We start from the raw sequence: 23,533 nt of genomic DNA on the forward strand, positions 1-23,533 counted from the left end.
TGATGCATCCTGATTATAACATCACACGTACCGCATTGAATTTTCCTGCAATCAAATACAGAACCGCGCAATACGCTATGACAAAGAGACATTCTCCCACCGAGCCTACCTTGAACAGGCGGGGCAGCACGGTTATCCGTTTCGTCGGATACAGCACCGGGATCGGGCCACAGATTGCATCTTCCAATATATGGAACAAGCCTCCGGCGGCGAACCAGAAAAGGAATCGGCGCATCATGGACAAGATTCCCGCCTGCCACAACTGCATCCCCGTCGCAGTAAGCGCGTCCGGCGTCCAGAAAAAGGCCAGCGCCGCTACATACAGAACGAACCAGTGGGAGCAGGAGCGGTGGGCGGACTGCCAGAACAAGCCTTCGGACTTGTCCGGAAACAGGCTGCCCAGCATGGCGCTGCCGGCGATGAATACGTTATGTGTCGCTACATACAGTGTGGCAAAGGTGACGATGCTGTGCGATACTCCGGTCACGGTTTATTTCCTTTCCGTTGCGTTTCCCTGATTCTGTTCTCCGGAACCAGCTCTTCCCTCAAGTTGTTTTGAAACAAATGTTCGAATTTATTGTAACACAGTTTCTTTAAAAAGAAAAGCGAAAAGAGCTAAAAAATGCTGATGGGAATTCGTACACTTTACACATATGGCAAAACAAACATTTTGCTTCTGCTCTTATCTTGTTTTGCCTTTCAAAATGCGCTAAAATTGTTTTGCAGACACTTCCTGCAAAACATTTTTTTTATAGAATAGTTTATTACTTTGTGAGATACACACTATGACGGTTACAGGAATTATTTTATTAGCAGGGTTCATACTTTTCGCCTTACTGATGGTGATGCGGTTGCTTCCTACGTTGCTGGCGCTTCCGCTGATGGCTGTCTGGATTTCTTTTGTGGCCGGGATGCCCTTCGTTGCCTGGCTCAACGATGTACTGCTGGGAGGAGCGCTCCGCCTGGCGTCTCCCATTGCCCTTGTCATCTTTGGCGCCATGTTTGCCCGGGTGATCCAAAAGACCGGAATTTCCGACACCATCATCAAAAAAGCGGCAGAGCTTTCAGGGGACCAGCCCGTCTCTATTGCGTTCCTGCTTACAGCGGCCACGTTTTTTGTATTTTCCGGCATGAGCGGGCTGGGTCCTGTTATCATGATTGGTTCCATTACCCTTCCTATCATGACCAGCGTAGGCATTTCCTCCCTCGATGCTTCCGTGCTTTTCCTGCTGGGAATCTGCACGGGCGGCATGGCCAACATTGCCGGGTACGGCACGTATATCGGTATTTTCGGCAGTGAAGCGGCCCTGCAGTATTATCTGCCGGGTGTGTTCATTGCCGCGCTGGTGACCTGTTTTTATATCGTAAAAAATATTCCGGCCGACAGCGAAGGAAATAATACGTTGTGCGCTGCTTTAAAAGATATTATATCGGGGCTCGTTACGCTTCCGGTAAGCCTGCTGCAGGCGCTGGCCGGCATTTTCACCAGCCAGCCCGAAGGTTTAATCTGGAAAAAGAAAGAACTGCCCGGCGCCGCGCTGATCGCCCCGGTGCTTCCCCTGGCTGTCATTGTGATCCTCCGGCTCACAAACGGCCTCGGCCTCCCCATGATGAATCAAATCGATCCGGTGGCCGCTGCCCTGTTCGGTTTTATCATGGCCTCCCTGTATGCAACGCTGACAGTCTGCCCCCGGAAAACCGTCAATGTACTGGCCGGCGCTTTTGTGGAAGGTATCCAGGACGTGGCCGGCGTACTGTTTTTGTTCATCGGCATCGGCATGCTGGTTGCGGCAGCCATCCATCCGGCATCCGTTGCTGTTTTGCAGCCTGTTATCACATCCGCCCTGCCTTCGACCCTGGATGGGCTGCTTCTCTTTTTTGCCCTGTTCGCCCCCGCTGCCCTGTACCGGGGGCCTCTCAACATGTACGGCATGGGCGCCGGCATTGCGGCCATCCTCACCGGGCTTAAACTCATTCCGCCCCTCGCACTGTGTGGGATGTTCATCGCCGTCGGTTACCTGCAGGGTCTGGCCGATCCCACCAATTCCCACAATTCCTGGATCAGCGGTTATACCGGCGTGGACACGGACGTCATAATGAAAAAAATCCTGCCGTATGCCTGGGCCATGTGCCTCCTGATGCTGGCTTATGTCTGGCTGACGCAGTAAACGGGAAGCAACTGCGAAAACACGGAACCAGTTCATTTATGCGACAACTGTGCAAGACGCTGCAACAGCCGAAGGAGGAACAAGCAATGAGACGGATACGGATCGGCATCGACGTGGGAGGTACTTTCACCGATGCCGTAGCCATCGATAATGATACCGGCGCCATCGTCGCCCGGGAAAAACTGCCCACCACACATAATTCAGAAGAAGGCGTGGCAGCGGGTATCATTACGGTATTGCAGAACATCCTGCAACGTAATCACATCGCGCCGGAAGAAGTGGTTTTTATCGCCCACGGAACGACCCAGGCAACCAATGCGCTGCTGGAAGGCGATGTGGCAGCGGCAGGCATCCTGGCCATGGGCAGCGGTTTCGAGGCAGGAAGAGCCAAAGCCGTCAGCAACACCGGTAATATTCCGCTGGCAAAGGGAAAAGAACTGAAGACTTTTCACGCTTTTGTGAAAGCCGCGGACGCTGCAGCAGCACAGCCGGAAATAGAAGCAAAAATAGAAGAACTGAAAAACGCCGGGGCCGAAGTGATCGTGGCAACGGAACCTTACAGCGTAGACGATCCATCCAATGAAAAGATTGTCATGGAACTGGCGCGTAAGAAAGGATTCTATGCAACGGGCGGACATGAAGTCTCCAAGCTTTACGGACTCCGTGTGCGGACCCGCACGGCTGTAATCAACGGCAGCCTGATCCCCAGGATGATGGAGACCGCCGATATGACCGAAGCCTGTGTCAGGCGTTCCGGCATCCCCGCTTCCCTGATGATCATGCGCTGTGACGGCGGCGTGATGACGGCAGAGGAAGTGCGGCGCCGCCCGATTCTGACCATGCTGTCAGGACTGGCCGCCGGAGTTGCTGGCGTTTTGATGTACGAACGGCTTTCAGACGGCATTTTTCTGGAAGCAGGAGGAACCTCCACGGATATTTCCGTAGTAAAGAACGGGCGCGTTATGGTGCGCTACGGCGAGGTAGGCGGCCACAAGACCTATCTTTCCTCCCTGGACGTCCGTACGTTGGGTGTAGCGGGCGGCAGCATGATCCGGGTGGAAAACGGGAAAATTACAGACGTGGGGCCCCGCAGTGCCCACATTGCAGGCCTGGCCTATGAAGTTTTTTCAGATGCGCTGACCCGGCCGCAGCTGAAGCTGGTTTCTCCCTGCGCTGATGACGATGAAGCATATGCGGTTGTAGAAGGCGCGGACGGGAAACGAGTTTCCCTGACACTGGCAGGGGCCGCTAATTTAACAGGCTACGTTCCGGCCGGTGATTACGCGGAAGGCAACAGGGAAAGCGCCTGCATTGCCTGGCAGGCGCTGGGCGACGCAATAGACTGCACTGCACAAGAAGCGGCCGGACAAGCCCTGAAACTGGCGGCAAAAAAAATCGGAAAGCTTGTCAGCAGACTGATCAAAGAATATGAACTGTCCCCCTCCATCCTCTGTCTGGCGGGCGGAGGAGGCAGCGCCGGGGTAATCGTTCCGTATCTTGGCAAAGCCATGAACCTACGGTGGAAAATCGTGAAGAACGCCCCCATCATCTCTACCATCGGCGTCGCCATGGCCATGGTGCGGGAAGTCGTGGAGCGTACTGTCGTCAACCCCACGGAGCAGGACATCCGTGCCATCCGTCACGATGCCATGGAACAGGTTTTACGGGCCGGTGCCAAAGAAGCTACGGTAGAAATTTCCATTGAAATTGACAAAAAGAGCAGCACGTTGCGGGCTGTCGCTATGGGCGCTTCGGAGCTTCGCAAAAGCGAAAGCCCTGTCAGGGCGCTGGGAATGGATGAACTGCGGACCATCGCCGCACAGTCCATGGGCATACCGGAACAGGAAGTGACGGAAGCTGCGGCGACAGGCAAGTGGCATGTATTTGACGGACCTTATACAGAAAAAGTTTTGGGTCTTTTTTCCGCGCAGAAGCACAAGGTCCGGGTACTGGACCGGAACGGTGTTGTCTGCCTGCAGCGGGAAGGACTGGGAGCCACAATCACATCGAAAGCGGCCTTACAGGAAAACCTCTGCCTGCTGCTGGAAGATACAACAGAGTTTGGTACGACAGGCGGACAGCTGCCGGGCTTATTTGCTTTTTACGGTGAAAAGCAGCTTGATCTTTCCGGTCTTGCCAGCCGTGAGCAGGTTCTGGCCGTGCTGGATATGGAACTGGCGGACTTCCCGGATACCGAAACCATCGTATTGCTGGCAGTACGGTAAGAAAGCAAAGAAACGTAAACAGAAAAAGGACCGTGAACCGAAAATAAACGGCAAAGACTTCTGTAAGTCTGCTGCGTTTTATCTGCAGCTCTTGCGGAAACTCATACAAACAAAAAATGTTTATTGTAATTTATAAAAAACTATTGACATTTTTTTACTATTGCGCTATTATATGAAAGTACTCACTCCGGGATGGTGTAATGGTAGCACAGGAGATTCTGGATCTTCTTGTCTGGGTTCGAGCCCTAGTCCCGGAGCCATTTTTTTATTCAAACGTTTTAGCAGAATAATGTTGCATGCTATTGCGTGCGGTATTTTTTTTACTGACAGGCTTTTCACTTTTGGGTAATTTGTAGTATAATAATTACGCAATCATCCGGCGCCATGGTCAAGAGGTCAAGACGTCGCCCTCTCAAGGCGAAATCATGGGTTCAATTCCCATTGGCGCTGCCAAATAAAAACAACTCCGTTATCCGGTAAGGACAACGGAGTTTTTTGTTTTTATTTTTGTTTTGATTTTTTGTTTTGATTTTTGTTTTAGTTTTAGTTTAGTTTGGATTTTTGGCCTGGTTTTCTTCCTTTAGTATTTTGTTGCTTCAGCAATTCTGCCGGTTATTTGCCAGAGTCGCATCCATGCTGCCGCTACGGAAACCGGCCAGGTCCAGCGTCACATAATTGTAACCCAGTTCCTTCAACCGAGCGATGACCTTGTTACGGGTGTTTACCTGTGCCATCAGAGTAATCTGGGAGGGCTCCACTTCAATGCGGGCCAGCGTACCGTAACTGCGTACCCGGATATGGGTAAAACCCAGTTTTGTCAGAAACTCTTCGGCCTGTTCTATCCGCGCCAGCTTTTCCGGTGTAATGGACTCACCGTACTGGACGCGGGTCGCCAGACACGAATAAGATGGCTTGGATGCCGTAAACAGGCCCATTTCCCGGCTCAGTTTGCGAATTTCCGCTTTGCTCAGGCCGGCTTCCTGCAGCGGACTCCGGATCCCCATTTCAGACAGCGCTTTTGCGCCCGGGCGGTATGCTTTTACATCATCTGCATTGCTTCCGTCCACCACATTGGTAAATCCTTCCTCTGCCACAAACGTTTTAATGGCGTTGAATATCGCTTTTTTACAATAATAGCAGCGTTCCGGCCCGTTGGCCACGAATTCGGGGATGCTCATCTGGTCAATATCCAGATAACGGTGTTTCACGCCCATGCGCTGGGCAAAGCGCCGGGCATCGTCCTTCTCATGTTCCGCATAGCTTATGGAAGAAGCGGTCACGGCAATCAGCTTTACGTGATACATCCGCGCAGCCACGGCCAGAAGGAAGGAAGAATCCACGCCGCCGCTGAAAGCAACGGCCACGTTTCCCATGTCTTCTAATATCTGCTCCAGTTTTTTTCGTTTATTTTCCAGTTCATTCATCAGGAAACCTCCCGAATTGCAACATTATAGTTCTTTAAACGCGTCCTGTCCGTTTTTTCGATTTGAGAACTCTGTAATGCCAACTTACATACAATTCATTTTAAAATGCTCTTCAGGAAACTCTGCAGCCTTTCATTCTTCGGGTGTTCAAAAATTTCTTCCGGCGCTCCCTGCTCCTGTATGTATCCGTCTGCCATGAATAAAACTTTTGTCGCCACTTCCCGGGCGAATCCCATTTCGTGGGTCACCACCACCATGGTCATATGGTCTTCCGCCAGGTTGCGCATGGTCTTTAATACTTCGCCGGTCAGTTCCGGGTCCAGGGAAGAGGTGGGTTCATCAAAAAGCATGATGTCCGGATTCATACAGAGGGCCCGGGCAATGGCCACACGCTGCTGCTGCCCGCCGGACAACCGCAGTGGATACTGGTCCCGTTTATCTAAAAGGCCTACCTTTTCCAGCAGGGCTTCCGCTTCCTTCTGCACTTCCGCCGGGTTCCGCTTCTGCACATGCACCGGCGCTTCCATCAGGTTTTCCAGCACCGTCATATGGGGAAACAGATTAAACTGCTGGAATACCATTCCCATTTTACAGGCGATTCGGGAGGAGTCATCCGCATAATTCACGTTCCCCTTTTCATCCGTACTCACCAGCGTCTCGCCGTCGACCAGAATCGTCCCCCCGTTGATGGTCTCCAGTTTGTTCAGGCAACGGAGGAAGGTGCTCTTGCCGCCGCCGGAAGGACCGATGATGGCAACGACTTCTCCTTCGTCCACGGTCATGTCGATGCCTTTCAGTACTTCCAGTTCATCAAATCGTTTACAAACATTCTTAGCTTCTATCTTACGCATAATCTACTCCGCAGTTATTTCACTTACTTCCGCAGGCCGCCAAGGCCCGCGACCTTTCGCCAGGCTGTCTTTCTTCCGGGCTCAGTCCCATCTTGCGAAATGTTTTTCCAGTTTATTGAATCCGTACGTAAGGACCAGCGTCATCACCAGATAAAATACAGCTGCCACTACGAAAGGCATGATGTTAAAGTCACGCTGCACCAGATTGCGGGTGGTACGCAGCAGATCGTTCATGGCCAGTACGTAAATTAACGACGTATCCTTTACCAGCGTAATGGTTTCGTTGCTCACCGGCGGCAGGATGATTTTAAAAACCTGGGGCAGGATGATGCGCCGCATGGTCTGTGTGTAATTCATACCTAATGTTTTTGCCGCTTCAAACTGTCCCCTGGGAATTGCCTGAAGGCCGGCGCGGAAAATCTCACAGAAGTAGGCGCCGTAGTTCAGTACAAAGGCCAGCACCGCCGCCGGGAAGTCGTCCAGGCGGACGCCGATGACGGGAATGAAGGGCAGGCCGAAATATACGAACAAAAGCTGCAGCATCAGCGGCGTGCCCCGCAGCACGTACACGTACGCCGCAACCGTATTGCGCAATACCGCAAAAGGCGAAACCCTGCAGAACGCAAGGATGATCCCGAGAGGAATCGCCAGCACGATCGTAATAAAGAAAAGCCGTAAAGTGTCTACGGTCCCCATCAGCATCTGGGGGATGATTGAAATAATATAGTCCATAAAATGCTCCGTCAAATAACACGCAAAGGCCGGTGGTACAAACCATCGGCCTTGCTGTTACTTTCTGTAAAATTATTTTTTGTCTTCGTAACGGGTAATGTCTGTACCGAACCACTGCATGGAAATCTTCTTGCAGGTTCCGTCTTTCTTCATTTCATCCAGAACCTTGTCGATGCGGGCCGCAAATTCCTTGTCGTCCTTGCGGAAGCCTACACCTACCACTTCTTTGCCCAGATCTTCTTTCAGCACTTTGTACTTGCCGGGAGCCTTCTTCATGTAATAACGAACCAGGATCTCGTCAACAACCAGCGCGTCCAGACGGCCGGAGTCGATATCCAGGAATGCTGCTGCGAAATCAGGATATTTTTTGTATTCTTTGAGGCCTTTGCGCATATCGGCATACTTGCCGTCCAGCAGGTAGCTGCCGGTGGAATCGTCCTGCACGCCTACCACTTTGCCTTTCAGGTCGGCCAGGGTTTCAATTTTGGACGCTACCGGTACTGCTACGACCTGGCAGTTGTTGATGTACGGTTTGGAGAACTGGATCACCTTTTCCCGTTCCGGGTTGATGGTGAAGCAGTTCCAGATGGCATCAATACGTTTGCCGTTCAGTTCCGCTTCCTTGGCGCTCCAGTCGATAGGCTTAAAGGTTACTTCCATGCCGGCACGTTTGCAGGCTTCCCTTGCCAGATCGATGTCAAAGCCGACGATCTCATTCTTTTCGTTGCGGAAGCCCATAGGAGCAAAATTGTCGTCCAGACCGATGACCATTTTTTTCGGGCCGCTGCTGCCGCAGCCGACAACCATAAGCATCATCATTATAGAAAATAATACCAGACAAATCTTTTTCACGATGGAAAACCCCTCCCTCTTTCAGATGAATTCATTATACTTTATCTTGGTAAATTTGTAAAGAGGTAAAACAGGAATTTATATATCTTCTCTATCCTTCTTTTTCACTGAGCTCCAGCCAGCGTTCCGTCAACGTTTCCAGTTCTTTTTCGATGCCGCCCAGCTGTTCTGACAATTCTTCTATTTTTGAAAAATCGTTTCCGGCCAGTTCGATTTCCCGGGCAATCATTTTACTTTCCGCTTCTTTTCCCGCTATGGTTTCTTCCAGTTTTTCCAGCTCAATCTTCTCGCTGAAGGTAAGACCGGTATTTCGTTCCTTCCCTTCCGCTGCCACAGTTTCCGTTTCCTTTTTTTCACCCTGCGGATCCTTGCTTTCCTGCAGGCGGTCCGTTTCTGTTTGCAAAGGAACTGCCGGGGTATTCATTTTGTTTTTCCTGTTTATATTTGCCAGGTTTTTAACCTGCGCCCCTGCTTCCTCCTGCTCCATGGCTTCCAACTGTCTGATTCTTTCATAGTCACTGTAGCCGCCGGGATACTGTCTCAGCACGCCGCCCGCTTCCACCGCAAAGATCCGCTTTGCAAAACGGTCCAGGAAATACCGGTCGTGGGACACGGCAATCACTGCACCGGCAAAGCTATCCAGATATTCTTCAAATACCGACAGTGTGGGGATATCCAAATCGTTTGTGGGTTCGTCCAACAGCAGCACATTCGGCGCTTCCATCAGGATGCGGAGCAGGTACAGCCGCCGCTGTTCCCCGCCGCTGAGTTTGCGGATGGGTACCCACTGCAGCTCCGGCGGGAACAGGAACCGTTCCAGCATCATGGCCGCGCTGATCAGCGTCCCGTCTGCTGCCTGTACATAGTTCCCTGCGTCCTTTATATATTCCAGAACCCGTTCGTTGCTGTCCGGGAACTGGCTGTGCTGGGAAAAATAACCAATCTTCACCGTTTGCCCGATGGTCACCGTACCGCTTTCAGGCTGCAGGCGTCCTGCAATGATGTCCATCAGCGTGGTCTTGCCTATGCCGTTAGGTCCGATGATCCCCACCCGGTCATCCCGCAGCAGGATATAACTGAAATCGTGGATGTATTCAATCCCTTCATAAAAACAGGATACGTGTTCCAATTCCACGACCGTCTTGCCCAGCCGTGTGGCAGCAGACGTAATTTCCAGTTCCTGCCGGGTCATCTTTTCTTTGGCTGCCGCTTCGATTTCCGCAAACCGTTCCACCCGGTCCTTCTTTTTCGTACGCCGCGCTTCCGCGCCACGGCTGATCCAGGCCAGTTCCCGCCGGTAAATATTCTGCAGCTTACGCGCGGCTGCGTTTTCCAGTTCCCGCCGCTCTGCCCGTTTCTGCAGAAAGCCGCTGTAGTTGGCCATATACAGATAGGCAGTGCCGTTGTCCAGTTCCAGCGTACGGTTGATGACGCGATCGAAGAAATACCGGTCATGGGTCACCATCAGCAGTGCGCCTTTGCGTTTCTGCAGCTGTTCTTCCAACCAGGCAACGGTTTCATTATCCATGTGGTTCGTGGGTTCGTCCAGAATTAAAAGATCAGAGGGACGCACCAGCACACCGGCCAGGGCCACCCGCTTTCGCTGCCCGCCGGACAGGGTCTTCATCTTCTGATTGAAATCGGTAATACCCAGGCGGTTCAATACTGCCTTGGCCTCGCTTTCCAGCTGCCAGGCAAAGTGCTGGTCCATCTGCTGCTGGATCTCTAGCAGTTTCCGCTGCACTCCCCCATCATCCGGGTGCAGCGCCGTTTCATCCAACACGCTTTCATAGCTCCGCAACAGTTTCATCATAGGGGACTCGCCCCGGAAAATCTGCCCGATCACCGTTTCCTCCGGTTCAAACGGCGGGTCCTGCGGCAGATATTCCATGACGCAGGTACCGTTGGGAATAATTTTCCCCGGTACGCCTGTTTCCGGGTCCTTTCCCCCATCCAGTTCCGCAATATGCCGAAGCAGTGTGGATTTACCGGTGCCATTGATTCCGATCAGGCCGATTTTGTCTCCGGTTTCAATATTAAAATTTACATTTTTAAAAAGTGTCCGTTCCCCATAACTGTGGGCCAGATTTTCAATCGAAAGAAGTAACATAGATCCACCTTGTTGATAAAAACAGTTTATAAAAGAAGCCTGCTGTATTGCAAGCAGGCTTCTACTCTATTGTACCGAAAACTGTATAATACCTGTCAAAGAAATACTTATTCTTCAAAACGGCCTTTCATCAACAGCCGCCCGTCCATCAGCGCCGTTCTCCCTTTGGCAAACAGACCGCTGATATCCAGATTCTCATCCAGCACCAGAATATCCGCGTCCGCACCGGCAGCAATGCAGCCTTTGATGCCCTCTTTGGCGATCAGCTTCGCCGGCGTAGAAGTAAGCATCCGGATCACTTCTTCCAGCGGCATGCCCATTTCCACCAGCAGCTTCACTGTCCGGTGCAGATATTTGGGGGATGCGTAAGTGTAGCCGATGCATTCACCCCGTCCATCAAACTTGGGCTGGCTGCCAAACGCATCGGAAGACAGGGTCACCTGTTCTGTCGTAACCCCTTCCATATGCAGCAGACCGTACAGCAGCTTGGCACTGTTCACAACTTCCGTTTCGTCCGAGCCGGCCGTGCAGTCCATATAACCGCCCATCCGCACCAGCCTGGCTCCGTCTTCAATCAGTTCCGGGCAGCGCAGCATATGGGTTGGCAGGAAATGCTTCGGAGGCAGGTCACTCTTTTCCAGTGCGTCAAACAACGGGTTCAGACGTCCCTTGCCACTGCCCATGTGCATGGTCACAAGGCCGGCCGTGCCGCTGATCATGCCCGCCCGGCGTGCCTGCACCCCCAGCGCGATCAGTTCATCTGCACCTGGATTGGAACTGCGGTGATCGGAAACGGCAACTTTTACACCAATCATGGGGGTGAGCATTACGATATCTTTTTCAACACTGCCCATCAGGGTTTTAGGCGGATACATATAACTGCTGGTCAAAGTATAGACCGTCATGCCCTCTTCGGTCAGCGCCCGCGCTTTGGCTACCAGCGCTTCAACGCTGCGGGTAATTCCGTCTGTGCCCAGCAGGCCTATGCAGGTGGTAATGCCGTTCCGGAAGAAAATGCTCAGGCTGGAAGCGGGAACGCTGGACGAAAAGCCCTGTTCCCCGCCGCCGCCGCAGATATGTACATGCATATCAATATAACCGGGCAGCAGTTTTTTACCTGCCAGATCAAACACTTCCACATCAGGCAGCCCTTCATATCCGTCAATTCTGTCATCAATACGGCAAATCTTATCGCCGGCCACCAGCACGTCTTTTTTCCCTAAAAATGCCGGTGCATACACCTGTGCATTCTTTAACAGCTTGATCATTTGCTTTCCCCCTTGTAACTAAATGAATAAAGTGAATAAAACAACACGTTTGAAACAGCTTTTTAACACGGCTTCATAATTAATTTATTATATCACACAAATGTTAAAACCCGAAAGGACATACCGTTCATTTTTCGTTTTTACATCCAATGTTGTTGTTTAAATTTTGCAAAAATATCATAAAATGTGTCATCTTGTAACAACAGTTACATATTTAATCTGCGTGCACCGTATAAAAAGCATTGTAAATATGACAGGACTAATGTTATAATATCTCAACCGGTACCTGTTACCAAAGATGGTTCCTTTCCGACAGGCAGAGGCAAATCTTCTTTTCGGTCGTTTCCGCGTGCCGGCAAAAAATATAAAGGAGGAATCTCATTATGGACGAGAAAAAAAATGTCCAGGTAACGGAAGAAGAACCGATCAGATGGTACAGCTATGTAGCCCTTATTTTTGCCATCGTGTTCTTCTCCGGTGTGTTGGCAACCAGCAAAGAATGGTACAGCGTTTTTGATTTTACCGTATTAAACGGCACCTTCGGCAAAATTGCCGCTGCCAACGGCAAAGCCCTCACCTTCCGTGGCGCGGGCGGTAACGGCTGTCAGGATGGCTTCGCCTTTGCGTTGTCCCTGCTGCCTGCAGTTATTTTTGCCTTAGGCGTGGTAAATGTAGTAGAAGGCCTGGGCGGCCTGCGCGCTGCGCAGAAACTGCTGTCCCCCCTGCTGCGCCCCCTGCTCGGCATCCCCGGTGCCTGCGGCCTGGGCATGATCACCAGCTACCAGAGCACTGACGCCGGCGCCGGCATGATCAAATCCATGTACGAATCCGGCATCATCAACGACGACGAAAAGACCATCTTCGCCATGTACCAGTTCTCCGGTGACGGCACCATCACCAACTTCTTCTCTTCCGGCGCCGCGCTGTTCAGTATCCTGGTCACTCCCATCATCGTTCCCTTCGCCGTAATTATGATTTTTAAATTTGTCGGTGCCAACCTGATCCGCATGTATATCAAGTTCCTGAACAAGAAGAACAAAGTGAAGGAGGCGGCATGATGGCTGAAAAGAAAAAAGATAAAAACATTATTGACCTTTTCATTGAAGGCTGCCGCAAAGGCTGGGACACGGGTATCCGTAACATGATGCCCAATGTTATCATGGCCTTTGTCCTGATTAAAGCGTTGAACGTGACAGGTCTTTTAAAGATGCTGGGCGTTGTGTTCGCCCCTGTTATGGCCCTGTGGGGCCTTCCCGGTGAAGCGATCACCGTTTTGGTTTCCGCTCTCATGTCCATGGGCGGCGCGATCGGCGCTGCGGCCAGTCTTATGAGCTCCGGCGCCATGACTGCCAAAGATGTCACCGTCGTAATGCCCGCCATTTACCTGATGGGTTCCCTGGTACAGTACCTGGGCCGCTGCCTGGGTACGTCGGAAGTTGATTCCAAGTATTATGGCATTATGTTTGCAATCGCGATTGCCAATGCACTGATGGCCATGTGGGTCATGAAGATCGTTGTCGCGATGTTCTGATTTAACTCATAAGTTGGGCTTTCCTTTCACGATGCCCAACTTATTTTCCTTTAGCGAAGCGAATCTGTTTTACTGTAACCTTTTTTCTGAACGAATTATTTAACCCCAGCTACAACAGCGGATTGGAGAATAACATGACAGCATACAACATGGAACAATATATGAAAGACCTGGAATACCTCGTCAACATTGACTGCAACGCCCAGAATTTTGCGGGCATCGATAAAGTAGCAGCGTATCTGGCCAAAGACTTTACCGGCCCCATGTGGCGCGTAAAACGGGTTGACTGCGGTCCGGACTGTGCAAAACCGCTGGTCATCACCAACACAGATGATACCAACTATGATGTGACCCTCTGCTGCCATATGGACACCGTCTTCCCGGACGGCACCGTGGCCGTACGTCCTTTCTCCGTCAAAGGAGACCGCGCTTACGGTCCCGGCGTCAGCGACATGAAATGCTGCTGCCTGCAGGGCACCCATGTTTTAAAAGCCATGGAAGCCGCCGGGAGCCTGAAAGACCTGAAAGTCTGCCTGGCGTTTAACTCTGAAGAAGAAATCGGCAGCATCCATGTTCTGGACTGGTTCCGGGAACTGGGTTCCCACAGCAAATACTGCCTGGTACTTGAAGCCGCCCGTGCCAACGGCGCCCGGGTACTGGAACGCAAAGGCGTGTGCCATTACCAGGTGAAACTGAAAGGCCGTGCGGCCCACGCAGGCAACGCGCCTCAGGACGGCCGCAGTGCTATTAATGAAATGGCCTACTGGATCCTGCAGCTGGCTGCGCTGACCAACTTTGAAACCGGCATGACAGTGAACACCGGCGTGGTAAAAGGCGGCAGCGGTTATAACAGTGTAGCCGCAGACGCATTTATGGATATTGACCTTCGTGTAGTAGACAAAGACCAGATTACTATTATGGAAGATGCCTTTGCCAAACTGCAGGAACATGCCAAAGCAGCAGAAATTGAAACGGAAATTATCGTACTGTCAAGCATGCCGCCCATGGCAAGCACGCCGGAAACGGCGGGACTGGTTGAAATTATCGACAACGCCAGCCGAGAGTTCGGTCTTTCCACGGAATGGGTCAAGGCCGGCGGCGGCAGCGACGGGAACCATATGTCCGGAGCAGGCGCCACGACGGTAGACGGTATTGGTCCCACCGGCGCAGGCGGCCACAGCGAGGCGGAATATCTGGAGCTGAATTCCGTGGAACCGTCTCTCCATTGTCTGGAAAAAATTTTGCTGGACCTGCAGGACAAGCTGTACAGGTAATATCGTTTACGATTTTCTAACAAAAAGAGGACGGCGTTTCTTAATTACGGAAACCGCCGTCCTTTGTTTTTTATTTTTATCCCAAAATCTTTTTCACGATCGCTTCATGGATGCTTACGCCATTTTCCAAATATTTCGGGTCAAAATGCATGTTTTCATGGTGCAGGCCCGGTTCAGCGCCTACGCCAAGCCCCACGAACCCTACCTTAAGATGCGGCAGCTGCACCGGATAGCAGAAGAAATCTTCACCGCCAGACGTATTGAAAGAAGGAATGATATTTTCTTTCCCCACAACTTCCGAAACTCCATCCTGGATAAGCTTGGCCAGTTCCGGATCAAAGCCTTCCGCCGCCGGGAAATTATTATAATACTCCACTTCTTCAACCACCGCGCCTACTGCTTTTGCGCCGTTTTCAATGGCACAAAGGGTTTTTTCGCGCATTTCTTTCATGGTGGGGTTATCCTGGGCCCGCATATCAAACGTAATATCCGCGAATTCGGGAACCGAATTAAATACGCCGGAATCCGCGTGGAAACGGGTGCATTTTACACTAAAGGGGATCCGGGGATCCATGTGGATTGCATTGACCGCCGCAATAATGCAGGTACCCGCATCGATGGGGTTAATCCCCAGGTGGGGTCTGGCCCCGTGGGACTGTTTGCCTTTAATGCGAACCCGGAACTGCTGACCGGCGGAATACCGCATTTCGCAGATGGCGCCTCCGGCAGGGCATTCCTGCAAGGGACGGATATGCATACCAAGCAGACAGTCCACATCCGACAGAATCCCGCTTTCCAAAATCTTCAGGGCCCCGGCTCCTAATTCTTCTGCCGGCTGGAACACAGCCTTGAAACGTCCCTTCTTAATAATTTTATCAGCCATAATCTTTTCCGCGGCAGCCAGCAGCATGGAACTGTGGGCATCGTGACCGCAGGTATGGCGGAATTCCTTTTTCCCGTCGATTATATGGGTAAGGGCATCCATGTCTGCCCGAATCCCCATGACCGGACCCGGAACGCCGCTGTCATATTCAGCGACCAGACCCGTTGTACCTGCCAGTTTGCGTGTCACTTTGTAACCGGCCTCCTGCAATTTCCCCGCAACATAATCAGAAGTTTTGAATTCCTCTAATCCCGGTTCAGGAATTGTATGCAGATACCGGTAGTGATTTAATACATTGGACATTCCTTCATCTCCCCTCTTTAAAAACATCTTTCATTTGTATTGATAACCCGCATTTAAAACTGAACAATTTGTCTTTGTATCCGTTCCAATTATTTTTTCCCGTAGCAGTACCAGAAGATAAAACTTACCGCCAGCCCTCCCAAAATGTTGCCAAGGGTTACGGGAAGGAGATTTCCCATGAAAAAGCTTCCCCAGCCGATATTTGCAAGATTTACACCCGCCTTTACGGCCAGTGCCTGGTACGCGGGATTTGCCGAAGCAAAAATGCCGGCAGGAACATAATATATGTTGGCAATGCTGTGTTCAAAGCCGCAGATGACAAAGAACGCTACCGGCATATACGCCCCGATAAAACGGCCAATGGTATCTTTGGCGCCTAAGCTGATCAGCACGCCTATAGTCACCAGTACATTACAGAAGAAGCCAAGGCCCACCGCGGTCATAAACGACAGGGAACTTTTGGCTGCCGCTATCTTCATGGCTGAAACGGCAAAGCCGCCGCCGGACAAGTTCAGACAGCCCAGAAAAGCCATGCCTACAGCAACCAGAACCGCTCCCAGGAAATTGCCAATATACACCCACACCCAGTTCCGCAGCATGGAACCGAAGCTGGTCTTTCCTTCAAAAACCGAAATATTGATCAGCACATTCCCGGTAAACAATTCTGCGCCTGTCAGAATAACCATAGCCAGGCCAAAGGGGAACAGCAGACCGCTGACCATCTTTGCCAGCCCCGCATTGGGGATAGCATGGGACGCCGTACTGGCCGCAGCGCCACCCATGGCGATCAGGAAGCCGGCCAGGATGCCAAGCAACAACATTTTACCAACAGGCAGCGAAGCTTTTTTCACGCCGGCCTGGGCATAATTTTCCGTAAATTCAGCAGGAGTAAACAGGTTCATAAATAAGTTCCTCTATTTTAAAAAATGTGATGCTGCCTCTTACAGCTTATCAAATGCGTTAGTCAGCATCTTCATGACCTTTTTGCGGTCAATTTTCTGCACAATGTGCGCTTTCTGGGTTCCCGGAGGCGGCGTGCCGGGGAAGGCTACCGTCTGCCCATAGGAAATGGAATAGGTATCGTTTACGTCAATGGGCATAAACACTTCATCGGTGATGATGGACGGATCCAGCACATAACCGGCCGCCAGCACGTCCCAGATAAAGTTTTTATGGTCTTTATTCTTGCGGAACAGGTCCGTCATGTAATGCCGTTCCCACATATCCTTGAATACCGGGTTCTTGATGCGTTTCTCCAGATTTTTGAAATCTTTGTAGGTGATGGGTTCGTTCTCACAAACATCCAACGGGAAGAAAGTCTGCTTCGGCCATTCTGCCCGATACACTTTTTTGGCAGCTTCCGGATCCAGCCAGACGTTAAATTCCGCCGTCGGCGTGGTGTTGCCCGCATGCAGGAAGGCGCCGGCCATGTACACGATTTCTTTTGCCAGCGGCGCAATGGACGGATCTTTTTCCAACGCTTTCGCCAGGTTGCCGCCGGTACCGATAGCAACGATCGTTACTTTATGGGGATTATCCTTAATGGTACGGATGATGTAATCCGAAGGATCTTCCGCCTTCGGTCCAATGGTCGGTTCGCTCTTATAGCGGGTGCGGTAGGATTCCTCCCAGGAAACCGGCTCCGGATAACTGCAGGAACCCATGTAGGTTTCATGACCGTAACCGAAATTTTTCCGTTCTTCCATAATGTTTTCCATCCGTCCGGGGCGGGTCGGTCTGTTGACGCCAACCATGACCGGGATATCTGTACGGCCCAGTCCTTCCAGATGGCGGATCGCACTGGCCGTACCGTCTTCCGCCCAGCTGTTGCCGATGACAATCGTAATGCCCTTCAGGTCCACTTTGGGAGAAGTCGCCAGCATGACCATGGCAACGCCGTCGTCAAACAGGTCTACCATATCTGCGTCCAGAATGACAGGGATTTTTTCTGGTGCTTTAACCGCAGGGGCTTTGGCAGCAGAAACGGTCACGGGCATCGCCGTGGCGCCTACCAGAGCCGCAACGCAAGTCGTCTGCAATAAACGTTTCCAGGTTTTCATAGGAAGCCTCCCTTCGGATGTCAGAATATATTTTCAGACTTTAATTAAAAAAGTACATCCTTTTAAAAATATTATACACTAAAATTGAGTATGGCGCATTACCATTTTATAAAAAAGCAGAGACACCGGTAACGTGATGCGGCATGGAAATTCCTGTTCGCTTACCAGTGATACTTCTCCCCTTTGCTGATTTTAAACGCCCGGTAAACCTGTTCTGCCAGCAGCACGCGGATCATCTGGTGGGTAAAGGTCAGTTTGGCAAAGGACCAGCGGAAGTCTGCTTTCTTCCGCAGCACATCCGTATAGCCAAAGGCGCCGCCGATGACAAAGGTGATATGGCTGACGCCCTGCAAAGCCAGCATGTCTATCTTTTCCGCCAGTTCCGGACTGGTGATCTGTTTTCCCTGCAAATCCAGTAAAATTACATAGGAGTGCTCCGGAATGATGGACAGCAGCCGCAGCGTTTCTTTTTCCAGTACCTGCTCCCGTTCTGCTTCCGAAGGTTCCTGCGGCATCTTTTCTTCATTGATGCTTATGATTTCCAGCTTGCAGAAAGGCTGCAGCCGTTTCACATATTCGTCCATGGCTGCCGTCAGATATTTTTCTTTCAGTTTGCCTACACAGGCAATCGTTATTTTCATAGGTGTTCACCTGTTAAAAAAGCCGCCCGTTACGAGCGGCTTTTTGCTTTTCTTAACAAAACCTGCCTTCCCGGTAACTATTTAAAGGTCACCTGCAGAATTTCAGGTTTTAATTTCTCGGATACTCCTGCAGGACAACAGCCAGCGTCATCTGGTTCTCGTTCCGCAGTACCGTGATGTTGACCTGGTCGCCTACCTGATGTTTCGCGATTTCATCCCGCAGTGCGGCAACGGTCTGCACCTTTACGCCGTTAAACTCGGTGATGATATCGCCGGTACGTGCACCTGCCCGGGCCAACGGACCGCCTTTGGACAGCTTCATGATAAACAGGCCGCCATGCAGGTCCATATCGAAACCGTACTGCTTGGCGATCTGTGCGTCAATCAGGGACGCGCCAACGTACGGATGGGCTACCCGGCCCTTGGAAGCCAGTTCTTTGATGATGGGTTTTACGTTATTGATAGGAATGGCAAAGCCGATGCCTTCCACGTTGGATACCGCGATCTTAGCACTGTTGATGCCGATGATCTCACCGTCTGCATTGACCAGGGCGCCGCCGGAGTTACCCGGGTTGATGGCCGCGTCAGTCTGGAACAGGGTGAATTTCTTTTCGCCGATTTCCACGGAGCGGTTCAGGGCGGAGATAATACCCACCGTTACGCTGCCCCGGAATTCCATGCCCAGCGGGTTACCGATGGCAATGGCGGGTTCACCTACCTGCACAGTGGAAGAGTCACCGAATTCCGCTACCGGCAGATTGTCCAGTTCAATTTTTACCACAGCCAGATCCGTGGCTGCGTCAGTCCCCAGCACCTTGCCCTGGGCGCTGCGTCCGTCTGCCAGGCTGACAATAATCTCGGAAGCGCCTTCTACTACATGGTTATTCGTTACGATCAGTCCGGACTTATCATAAATCACGCCGGAGCCGTAACCCCGTTCTGCCAGCTGTACCCGGTTGAAGAAGTCACGCACATAGGCTTTATTGGTAATACCCACTACAGTAGGGCCAACCTTTCTGGCAGCCTGCACGATGGGCGTATTCCTTGCGCCGGACATCTTCTTGTCAATTTCTTCCGCTTTCTTTTCCTGCTGTTGCTGTGTGGTCTGTTCAGTCTGGGAAGCCGGTTTCTTCGTATCCGGCGTAGCTGCAGCTTTTCCGTTGCTGCCACCGCAGCCGCTCAGCAGCATACTCATCGCCAGCAGCAGGCTGACAGTCACGGAGCCTGCCTTATTCAAAAATGTTTTGCTCATGGTAATCCTCCCATTCTTTATTTTTCACCACTTCGTCCTGCGAAGTGACATAGAACTGAATCTTTGCTTTCGGATGTTTCTGCATTACAATGCTGCGTACCGTATTCAACGCCAGATCCGGTGTGTTATTTTCCTGACTCAGGTGTGCCAGAAAGACCTGCCATGGAAGCGTCTGCAAGGTTGCCAGCAGATGCCCGGCCGTTTCGTTAGCCAGATGACCCTTTGTACCCAGGATACGTTTCTGAAGTGGCGGCGGGTAGTGTCCGTTTTTCAGGAGAACCGGGTCATGATTGGATTCAATTACCAATACTTCTGCCCCGTCCAGCTCACGCTTCAATACATCGCTGACATACCCCGTGTCGGTCACATAACCAAACATGTGTCCTTTGCACCGGAATACATAGCCGGCCGGCTCCAGCGCATCGTGTGATACAGAAACGCTGCGCACCTGCAGGCCGCCTAAAGTCAGCTCAGTCTGAGGCGCAAGGATATGCCAGTTACACAACTGCAGATCCAGCCTCGGCAACGTCTGTTTAACACCACGCCAGGTTCCAGTGCTGGCATAAACAGGGACCGGAAATTTTTTCGTAAAAGTTTCCAGACCTTTTACATGGTCAATATGCTCATGCGTAATAAATACCGCATTTAAATCAGAAGGACGGATTCCCAGCTTCTGCATCCCCTGTACGATGCGGCGGCAGGAAATACCTGCATCTACCAACACCATACCGGCCTCGCAGCGCATCACTGTAGCATTGCCTTTGCTTCCGCTGGCCAGCACTGCTACCTGGAAACAGCTCATGCCTGTGCCTCTCGGTCCGTTTTCCCTGCTTTTCCTGCAGCCTGGCCGTCACCGGAGCATGCCAATTCATTTTCTTCCTGCATCAGTTTTACACCGGCGCTGCACCCCAGGCGTTCCGCTCCGGCTTCCAACATAGCTCTGGCCGTTGCGTAATCACGGATCCCTCCTGCTGCTTTCACCCGGAGGCCCAGTTTTTTCGCTTCCGCAGACAGCAATGCCACGTCATCCACGGTTGCGCCGGACTTATTGAAGCCCGTACTGGTTTTTACAAAAGCTGCTCCCGCCTTGGCAATGATACCGCAGGCGCGAATCTTTTCCTCTTCATTGAGTAAACAGGTCTCGATAATAACTTTTACAGGCGCTTTGCCCGTTGCTGCCACCACCTGCCTGATATCTTCCACAACGTAAGCGTTGTCCCTTCCTTTCAGAGCGCCCACGTTGATAACCATGTCAATTTCATCCGCACCGTTCTGCACAGCCCGGCGAGCCGCTTCTGCTTTCACTTCGGGCTCGTCACAGCCTAATGGAAAACCGACAACCGTAACGACCCTGACCTCTGTTCCTGCCAGCAGATGCTTTACCAGCGGTACAAAGCAGGGGTTGACGCAGACACCCAGAAATTTATGTTCACGGGCTTCCTGGCACAATTTGATCATATCCTGTGTCATTGCTTCCGGTTTCAGTAAAGTGTGTTCAATATACTGTTCTATCATAAGGTCCTCCCGGAATGGTTACTTGTTCTTGTAAAATTAATTTTATCGTATCTTTTTCTCTTTGACAAGTGTTATAATGAACAGGAAGCATCTACTTCTAACGGTTTTTACCGGGGCGTCTGCAACCTGTTTCCCCGCTGTTACGGGTTCGACCTGTACCGCCCTGTATTTGACAGAAAGGCACTATATTATATGGAAAAAATTGTATTATTACTGGCAAAAGAATTAAATATCAAACCGGCCCAGGCAGAGGCCGCGCTGCAATTACTGGACGACGGCAATACCGTGCCCTTTATCGCCCGGTACCGCAAAGAAGCTACCGGTTCACTTGATGAAGAACAAATCCGGAACGTAGAAACCCGTGCCCAGTACCTGCGCAATCTGGATACGCGCCGGGAAGAAATTTTAAGTTCCATACGTGAGCAGGAAAAGCTGACGCCGGAACTGGAACAGCAAATCATGGCAGCGGAAAAGATGCAAGTGCTTGAGGACCTGTATCTGCCGTACCGTCCGAAGAAACGCACCCGCGCCCAGATTGCCCGGGAAAAAGGCCTGGAACCCCTGGCCAACTATATCGTGCTGCAGGCGGATACGCCAAAAAGCCTGTCTGAACTGGCGGCGCCTTTTCTTAATGCGGAAAAAGGCGTGGAAACGGACAGTGATGCCTGGAAAGGCGCCCAGGATATCGTAGCGGAAACCGTTTCCGACCGGGCCGATGTTCGTGCCCTGATCCGCCGCGTCCTCTGGCAGAACGCCCAGCTGGCTTCCGTGCTGGCCACCGACGAAACCACAGGCAAAGATTTCCTTATGTACAAAGAATACAGCGAGCCGGTCCGGCTTCTGCCGCCGCATCGTATACTGGCTTTGAACCGGGGCGAAAAGTTGAAATACCTGAAACTTTCCTTAAACTATCCGGAAGAAAATATGCTGGCGGAACTGCACCGTTTCCTGAAGATCAGGTCCGGAAACCGGTTTTCTGAAATGTATGCAGAAGCCTGTGCCGATGCTTACAAACGGCTGATCTTCCCTTCCATCGAACGGGAGATCCGCAATGAACTGACAGAAAAAGCGGAAAAGCAGGCTATCAACGTGTTTTCTGTCAACCTGCGGCAGCTGCTGTTGCAGCAGCCCATCGCGGGCCACACGGTCATCGGCCTGGATCCCGGTTACCGCACGGGCTGCAAAACGGCAGTCATCGACCCCCAGGGTAAAGTGCTGGCCACCGATACCCTTTACATTATCGGCAGCCAGCGCCAGCAGGACGAGGCGGAAGCTCATTTTGTAAAACTGGTGAAAGATTTCGGCGTTACCCTTGTTACCATCGGCAACGGGACGGCCTCTTTTGAAACGGAAGAGTTTACCGCCAAAATGATAGAAAAGCATAAGCTGAATCTGTCGTATTTAATTGTCAGTGAGGCCGGTGCTTCCGTATATTCCGCCTCCCCGCTGGCCAAAGAAGAATTGCCCGACCTGAACGTGTCCCTGCGGGGCGCTGTCTCCATCGCCCGCCGCATCCAGGATCCCCTGGCCGAACTGGTGAAGATCGAACCGAAAGCCATCGGTGTAGGTCAGTACCAGCACGATGTGAACCAGAAAGAACTGGGCAACGCCCTGGGCGATGTAGTAGAAAGCTGTGTAAACCATGTTGGCGTGGAACTGAACACCGCGTCCCCCGCTTTATTGAGCTATGTGGCCGGTGTCAGCAGCACCGTTGCTAAAAATATCATAATGTACCGAAATGAAAACGGACGCTTCCGGAACCGGAAAGAGTTGTTGAAGGTACCTCGCTTAGGCCCGGCTGCCTTTACCCAGTGTGCCGGGTTCCTGCGCATCGCCAACGGGACCAACCCACTGGACAACACGCCGGTCCATCCGGAAAGCTATGAACTGACGGAGAAAATCCTGACAGAGCTGGGCTGCAAAAAAGAAAACAGCGGCAGCCCTGCCGTACAGTTAGCTGCCGCCAAAGCGGATCCAAAACGGATTGCGGAACATCTGCAGGCCGGCCTGCCTACCGTTACCGACATCCTGCAGGCCCTGGCCAAACCGGGCCGGGATCCCCGGGAAGATTCCCCTGCACCTCTGAGCCGGAAGAATGTGACGAAGCTCAGCGACCTGCAAATCGGTTCTATTGTCAAAGGAACCATCCGCAATGTAGTGGACTTTGGCTGCTTCTTAGACATCGGGCTGAAGATTAACGGGCTGATCCACCGTTCGGAACTTTCCAACCGGCGTTTCAAACACCCGTTGGACATTGTCTCCACCGGGGACATCGTAGATGTGATGATCATCAGCATCGATGAAGCACGGGGACGGATCGGGCTGTCGCTGAAGAAGGTGCTGGAGAATAAAAACCGATAGAAAAAGTATATAAAAAGTATAAAAAAAAGCCCTTACAAGAAGGGCCAAATGAGGGGCTGTTTTATTGTGATTATAATATATCA

20 protein-coding genes and 2 tRNA genes are annotated in these 23,533 nt (G+C 51.6%); 8 read left to right on the forward strand and 14 right to left on the reverse strand.

Features of this window, described 5'->3' with window-relative positions:
• Window positions 1-13 precede the first annotated feature (13 nt).
• Window positions 14-487: a metal-dependent hydrolase gene (locus ACZOWY_RS03995; RefSeq protein WP_484393202.1), complete on the reverse strand. Its 474-nt coding sequence runs from the start codon at window positions 485-487 to the stop codon at window positions 14-16.
• 298 nt (window positions 488-785) lie between these two features.
• On the opposite strand from ACZOWY_RS03995, the gene ACZOWY_RS04000 reads away from it, so the two are divergent.
• The 4 genes from ACZOWY_RS04000 (at window position 786) to ACZOWY_RS04015 (ending at window position 4,846) form a co-directional block, all read left to right on the forward strand.
• Complete coding sequence (locus ACZOWY_RS04000) at window positions 786-2,168, forward strand: transporter (protein ID WP_484393203.1); 1,383 nt, start codon at window positions 786-788, stop codon at window positions 2,166-2,168.
• Between the two features lie 86 nt (window positions 2,169-2,254).
• Window positions 2,255-4,393 carry a hydantoinase/oxoprolinase family protein gene (locus tag ACZOWY_RS04005; RefSeq protein WP_484393204.1) on the forward strand — a complete coding sequence of 713 codons (2,139 nt, stop codon included), beginning with the start codon at window positions 2,255-2,257 and terminating at the stop codon, window positions 4,391-4,393.
• 186 nt (window positions 4,394-4,579) lie between these two features.
• A tRNA-Gln gene (locus tag ACZOWY_RS04010) sits at window positions 4,580-4,653 on the forward strand.
• Window positions 4,654-4,771: 118 nt separating this feature from the next.
• A tRNA-Glu gene (locus ACZOWY_RS04015) sits at window positions 4,772-4,846 on the forward strand.
• 143 nt (window positions 4,847-4,989) lie between these two features.
• Here the strand turns inward: ACZOWY_RS04015 and larE are convergent.
• The 6 genes from larE to iadA all read right to left on the reverse strand — a co-directional run bounded on the left by larE (window position 4,990) and on the right by iadA (window position 11,630).
• The gene (gene larE / locus ACZOWY_RS04020; protein WP_484393205.1) at window positions 4,990-5,817 is read right to left on the reverse strand and encodes an ATP-dependent sacrificial sulfur transferase LarE; all 828 of its coding nucleotides are present in this window, start codon (window positions 5,815-5,817) and stop codon (window positions 4,990-4,992) included.
• 95 nt (window positions 5,818-5,912) lie between these two features.
• Window positions 5,913-6,668, reverse strand: coding sequence for an amino acid ABC transporter ATP-binding protein (locus tag ACZOWY_RS04025; protein WP_484393206.1), 756 nt, complete (start codon window positions 6,666-6,668; stop codon window positions 5,913-5,915).
• An 81-nt stretch (window positions 6,669-6,749) separates the two neighbouring features.
• Complete coding sequence (locus tag ACZOWY_RS04030) at window positions 6,750-7,400, reverse strand: amino acid ABC transporter permease (RefSeq protein ID WP_484393207.1); 651 nt, start codon at window positions 7,398-7,400, stop codon at window positions 6,750-6,752.
• A 72-nt stretch (window positions 7,401-7,472) separates the two neighbouring features.
• Window positions 7,473-8,255 carry an amino acid ABC transporter substrate-binding protein gene (locus ACZOWY_RS04035; RefSeq protein ID WP_484393284.1) on the reverse strand — a complete coding sequence of 261 codons (783 nt, stop codon included), beginning with the start codon at window positions 8,253-8,255 and terminating at the stop codon, window positions 7,473-7,475.
• An 88-nt stretch (window positions 8,256-8,343) separates the two neighbouring features.
• On the reverse strand, window positions 8,344-10,362 hold the full coding sequence (locus tag ACZOWY_RS04040; protein WP_484393208.1) for an ABC-F family ATP-binding cassette domain-containing protein: 2,019 nt from the start codon (window positions 10,360-10,362) through the stop codon (window positions 8,344-8,346).
• Window positions 10,363-10,469: 107 nt separating this feature from the next.
• Window positions 10,470-11,630 carry a beta-aspartyl-peptidase gene (gene iadA, locus ACZOWY_RS04045; protein ID WP_484393209.1) on the reverse strand — a complete coding sequence of 387 codons (1,161 nt, stop codon included), beginning with the start codon at window positions 11,628-11,630 and terminating at the stop codon, window positions 10,470-10,472.
• A gap of 383 nt (window positions 11,631-12,013) precedes the next feature.
• Between iadA and ACZOWY_RS04050 the strand changes: the two genes are divergently transcribed.
• From ACZOWY_RS04050 to ACZOWY_RS04060, 3 genes are all read left to right on the forward strand, one after another.
• Complete coding sequence (locus tag ACZOWY_RS04050) at window positions 12,014-12,688, forward strand: nucleoside recognition domain-containing protein (RefSeq protein ID WP_484393210.1); 675 nt, start codon at window positions 12,014-12,016, stop codon at window positions 12,686-12,688.
• Entirely contained in the window at window positions 12,688-13,161 is a 474-nt protein-coding gene (locus ACZOWY_RS04055; protein WP_484393285.1) for a YjiG family protein, read from the forward strand. The genes ACZOWY_RS04050 and ACZOWY_RS04055 overlap by 1 nt, the downstream gene beginning before the upstream one ends.
• A gap of 149 nt (window positions 13,162-13,310) precedes the next feature.
• Window positions 13,311-14,435, forward strand: a complete 1,125-nt coding sequence (locus tag ACZOWY_RS04060) for a M20 family metallopeptidase (protein WP_484393211.1) — start codon at window positions 13,311-13,313, stop codon at window positions 14,433-14,435.
• A gap of 76 nt (window positions 14,436-14,511) precedes the next feature.
• On the opposite strand, the gene ACZOWY_RS04065 is transcribed toward ACZOWY_RS04060, so the two are convergent.
• The 7 genes from ACZOWY_RS04065 to deoC form a co-directional block, all read right to left on the reverse strand.
• On the reverse strand, window positions 14,512-15,621 hold the full coding sequence (locus tag ACZOWY_RS04065; RefSeq protein ID WP_484393212.1) for an amidohydrolase: 1,110 nt from the start codon (window positions 15,619-15,621) through the stop codon (window positions 14,512-14,514).
• 89 nt (window positions 15,622-15,710) lie between these two features.
• Window positions 15,711-16,523, reverse strand: a complete 813-nt coding sequence (locus tag ACZOWY_RS04070; RefSeq protein ID WP_484393213.1) for a formate/nitrite transporter family protein — start codon at window positions 16,521-16,523, stop codon at window positions 15,711-15,713.
• A gap of 39 nt (window positions 16,524-16,562) precedes the next feature.
• Window positions 16,563-17,681, reverse strand: coding sequence for a nucleoside hydrolase (locus tag ACZOWY_RS04075; RefSeq protein WP_484393214.1), 1,119 nt, complete (start codon window positions 17,679-17,681; stop codon window positions 16,563-16,565).
• Between the two features lie 161 nt (window positions 17,682-17,842).
• On the reverse strand, window positions 17,843-18,322 hold the full coding sequence (rlmH, locus tag ACZOWY_RS04080; RefSeq protein ID WP_484393215.1) for a 23S rRNA (pseudouridine(1915)-N(3))-methyltransferase RlmH: 480 nt from the start codon (window positions 18,320-18,322) through the stop codon (window positions 17,843-17,845).
• Window positions 18,323-18,431: 109 nt separating this feature from the next.
• The gene (locus ACZOWY_RS04085) at window positions 18,432-19,574 is read right to left on the reverse strand and encodes a S1C family serine protease (RefSeq protein ID WP_484393216.1); all 1,143 of its coding nucleotides are present in this window, start codon (window positions 19,572-19,574) and stop codon (window positions 18,432-18,434) included.
• On the reverse strand, window positions 19,552-20,376 hold the full coding sequence (locus ACZOWY_RS04090) for an MBL fold metallo-hydrolase (protein WP_484393217.1): 825 nt from the start codon (window positions 20,374-20,376) through the stop codon (window positions 19,552-19,554). The genes ACZOWY_RS04085 and ACZOWY_RS04090 overlap by 23 nt, the downstream gene beginning before the upstream one ends.
• The gene (gene deoC / locus ACZOWY_RS04095) at window positions 20,373-21,089 is read right to left on the reverse strand and encodes a deoxyribose-phosphate aldolase (protein ID WP_484393218.1); all 717 of its coding nucleotides are present in this window, start codon (window positions 21,087-21,089) and stop codon (window positions 20,373-20,375) included. Before deoC ends, ACZOWY_RS04090 begins: the two co-directional genes overlap by 4 nt.
• Window positions 21,090-21,281: 192 nt before the next feature.
• On the opposite strand from deoC, the gene ACZOWY_RS04100 reads away from it, so the two are divergent.
• Window positions 21,282-23,450 carry a Tex family protein gene (locus ACZOWY_RS04100; RefSeq protein WP_484393219.1) on the forward strand — a complete coding sequence of 723 codons (2,169 nt, stop codon included), beginning with the start codon at window positions 21,282-21,284 and terminating at the stop codon, window positions 23,448-23,450.
• The last annotated feature ends 83 nt before the right edge of the window (window positions 23,451-23,533 follow it).

The sequence above is a fragment of the Succiniclasticum sp. genome (assembly GCF_056977735.1).